Origin of the sequence: Microcoleus sp. BM001215392, assembly GCF_036700185.1 — a bacterium.
GTDB lineage: Bacteria > Cyanobacteriota > Cyanobacteriia > Cyanobacteriales > Microcoleaceae > Microcoleus.
The window spans coordinates 1-2,771 of the sequence record NZ_JAUBOJ010000601.1 but is presented as its reverse complement, the minus strand read 5'-3'; the positions used below and the strand labels follow the sequence as shown (position 1 = coordinate 2,771).

Genomic DNA, 2,771 nt, shown 5'->3' with positions numbered 1-2,771 from the left:
CGTCCCGCCCGTCTATCAAGGACGGGCGGGACGCCCATCTCACAATAATTAAAATTGTAAGTTATTTAATTCTCATTCCTTAGATTTTAGGCGGATTCGGTTCAATGAGATACGAAGGTCGATCGAGTCTTGGGAAAAAAAATGAAGCGCTCCTCGCGGCAGAAACCGACTTTTTCGCCCCAATAAACAGTGCAGCGCTCTTGTTGCCGGTTAAACAATCCGGTTTTTAATACAAGAGCGCGCAATTCCCTATCCCATGCCAACAGTCTCAAATTTTGACGCACAAATAATTTATATGCGCTGGATTATTTACGCGTTAACAGCGACAGCAGGTGTTTTGCTGCTTTGGCAAATACCGGATCGCGGGACTCGAATGCGCTCGGAGCTAGTAAAGCTTGAACTTCGGCAAAGTCTTCTGAGTTGAGGGTTCCTTCTTTGGTAAATAAAGTGTCTATGACTGCGATGTGGCTAGAGTCGAGGCCGAGCCGGTTTCCGATCGACTGTAAGTACATTTGCTCCCTCAGGTCGATGTGTCCGTCTACCGCTGACATTTCGTAGCCGGAACCGATCAGCAGCAGTTTTTCTGATTCTGAGAAGAAAGCTGTCAGGGTTAGCAATTCTGTGGGATTGAAGTAAACCTGCTGTTTGGAGACTCCTTTGACCAGGCGCTGAATTAGTTCTATCCGATCGGGGTCGCCAGCAGCAAAGGCTTTGAGAGTCTTTTGCAGGCGTTCTTCTTCTTCAACTGCGATCGTCCTGTCGATAATCATCACTCCGCGCAGGATGGAAATCAGAGCAGTTAGAAAGACTACCAAAGGAGTGATATCTTGTTCGCGGAGCTTTTGCCGGCTAATCCGGGACAACAGCTCAACAACTTCAGTGCTAATCAGGGTAGTGTCCATAATTTAAAATTACTCTCGATGGGGCTGTGGTGTAACTTTATTTCTCGATCTTAAGTGTTTTCAGCTAGGTAAGTATGCCATAAATTTCCTGAAAAACTTTTTTTACTAGTAATTCCACTTATTTTATCCACAGCAAGTGGATAAATAAGACAATGTTAAGGGTTTTCAATTGCGTAGGTATACCGTGAATTTGCAAACAGAGCCGTTGTCTATTGGTGATTCTAATTATGCTATTCACAAGCATTGGATGAGTAGGGCTGTGGAACTGGCACAAGCAGCGGGTGATGCGGGTGAAGTTCCCGTGGGTGCTGTGATTGTTGAGGGTACTGGCAAATTGATTGCCGCAGCCCAAAATCGGCGAGAGCGAGACTGCGATCCGACTGCTCATGCTGAAGTCTTGGTTTTGCGGGCGGCGGGCAAAGTTTTGCAAGACTGGCATCTCAACCAATGTACGCTCTACGTGACGTTGGAGCCTTGCCCGATGTGCGCTGGTGCGATCGTACAAGCTCGGATCGGTCTTTTGGTATACGGAGCAGATGACCCGAAAACAGGCACGATTCGGACGGTGGCTAATCTTCCAGATAGCCCCGCTTCGTGTCACCGCTTGCGGGTGCTTGGCGGTATTATGGAGTCTGTTTGTCGAGATCAGTTGCTTTGTTGGTTTGAAGCCCGCCGCCAAAGTTAACAGGTAAAATTTTTGACTCTCCCACAGCCGATGTTTAATCGAACTTGGCTCTTTAACTGAAATAATAGAAATTGCCCGATCGAGCTTTGTCAGCGGTTGACCCCGACCAAAAACTGATACAAGTTTCCGACACTCGTGGTGGCGAACCCCAGATTTTAGACTTTTGTTCCAGCTCCCAGATTATTTATATGTGGAATAAATCTAAAATATAAAGTCAGTTGACGGCTCTGTGGTACTGCTCTCGGCTTGGCTGAGGTTTGATCTGTTACAGATTATGTATCGTGGGGGCGATCGGGCGATCGGCAAAATGCCAATAGCAAAAGTGTCCCCATCGAAAGACTAAAGATTTGCCAAGCAACATATCTTTAGTCTCTATATATTCATATAGCAGGTAATTGCCATGCGTCATACTGCCACGATCGTCATTGAGTCCAGTAAATCCTCTCTAGTGAAGCCAATGCCTGCCAAGGTAGCATCTAATACCTCTCGCGTTTCTCCTTGGTTAACATCCTTTTTCTATCCGCTAGGACACTATCTTGTCCTACCGTTTTATTTTGGCAAGATAGAGATTACCGGACAGGAGCATTTGCCGAAAGATGGGCCTGTCATCTTAGCGCCTACGCACAGATCCCGGTGGGATGCCCTGATGATGCCCTATTCAACGGGACAGATGGTGACTGGACGCGATTTGCGGTTCATGGTAACTGCTGATGAAGTCAAAGGAGTACAAGGTTGGTTCATCAGACATTTGGGAGGGTTTGCTGTCGATATCCGGCATCCGGCAATTAGCAGTCTCCGTTACGGGGTGGAATTGCTCCTCGACAAGCAAATGTTGGTAATTTTTCCCGAAGGTGGAATTTTTCAAGATGGTGAAGTTCACCCTCTCAAGGCTGGATTAGCTCGTTTAGCCCTACAAGCCGAGTTGAACACACCGGGTTTGGGGGTGAAGATTGTACCGATGAGTATTCGCTATCGCCCGCGCCTTCCTCAATGGCGTTCGAGGGTTAAAATTGCGATCGGTGCTCCGATTTTGGTGGCGGATTATGCTAATGGTGGTAGTGGCAAAAAAGAAGCAAAATTGTTGACGGCCGAACTCGAAATGGCTCTTAAAACTCTTGATGACAGTTAACAGTTGGCAGTTGGCAGTTGGCAGTTGGCAGTTGGCAGTTGGCAGTTGGCAGTTG

At 47.2% G+C, this 2,771-nt stretch carries 3 protein-coding genes; 2 read left to right on the top strand and 1 reads right to left on the bottom strand.

Annotation, left to right across the window (positions count from 1 at the left end; all coding sequences use genetic code 11):
* Positions 1–305 precede the first annotated feature (305 nt).
* Complete coding sequence (locus QT974_RS33210) at positions 306–902, bottom strand: TerB family tellurite resistance protein (protein WP_333472619.1); 597 nt, start codon at positions 900–902, stop codon at positions 306–308.
* A 184-nt stretch (positions 903–1,086) separates the two neighbouring features.
* Between QT974_RS33210 and tadA the strand changes: the two genes are divergently transcribed.
* Together tadA and QT974_RS33200 are read left to right on the top strand one after the other, a co-directional pair.
* Positions 1,087–1,587 carry a tRNA adenosine(34) deaminase TadA gene (gene tadA / locus QT974_RS33205; protein ID WP_333472618.1) on the top strand — a complete coding sequence of 167 codons (501 nt, stop codon included), beginning with the start codon at positions 1,087–1,089 and terminating at the stop codon, positions 1,585–1,587.
* A gap of 400 nt (positions 1,588–1,987) precedes the next feature.
* Entirely contained in the window at positions 1,988–2,716 is a 729-nt protein-coding gene (locus QT974_RS33200) for a lysophospholipid acyltransferase family protein (protein WP_333472617.1), read from the top strand.
* Positions 2,717–2,771: the final 55 nt, after the last annotated feature.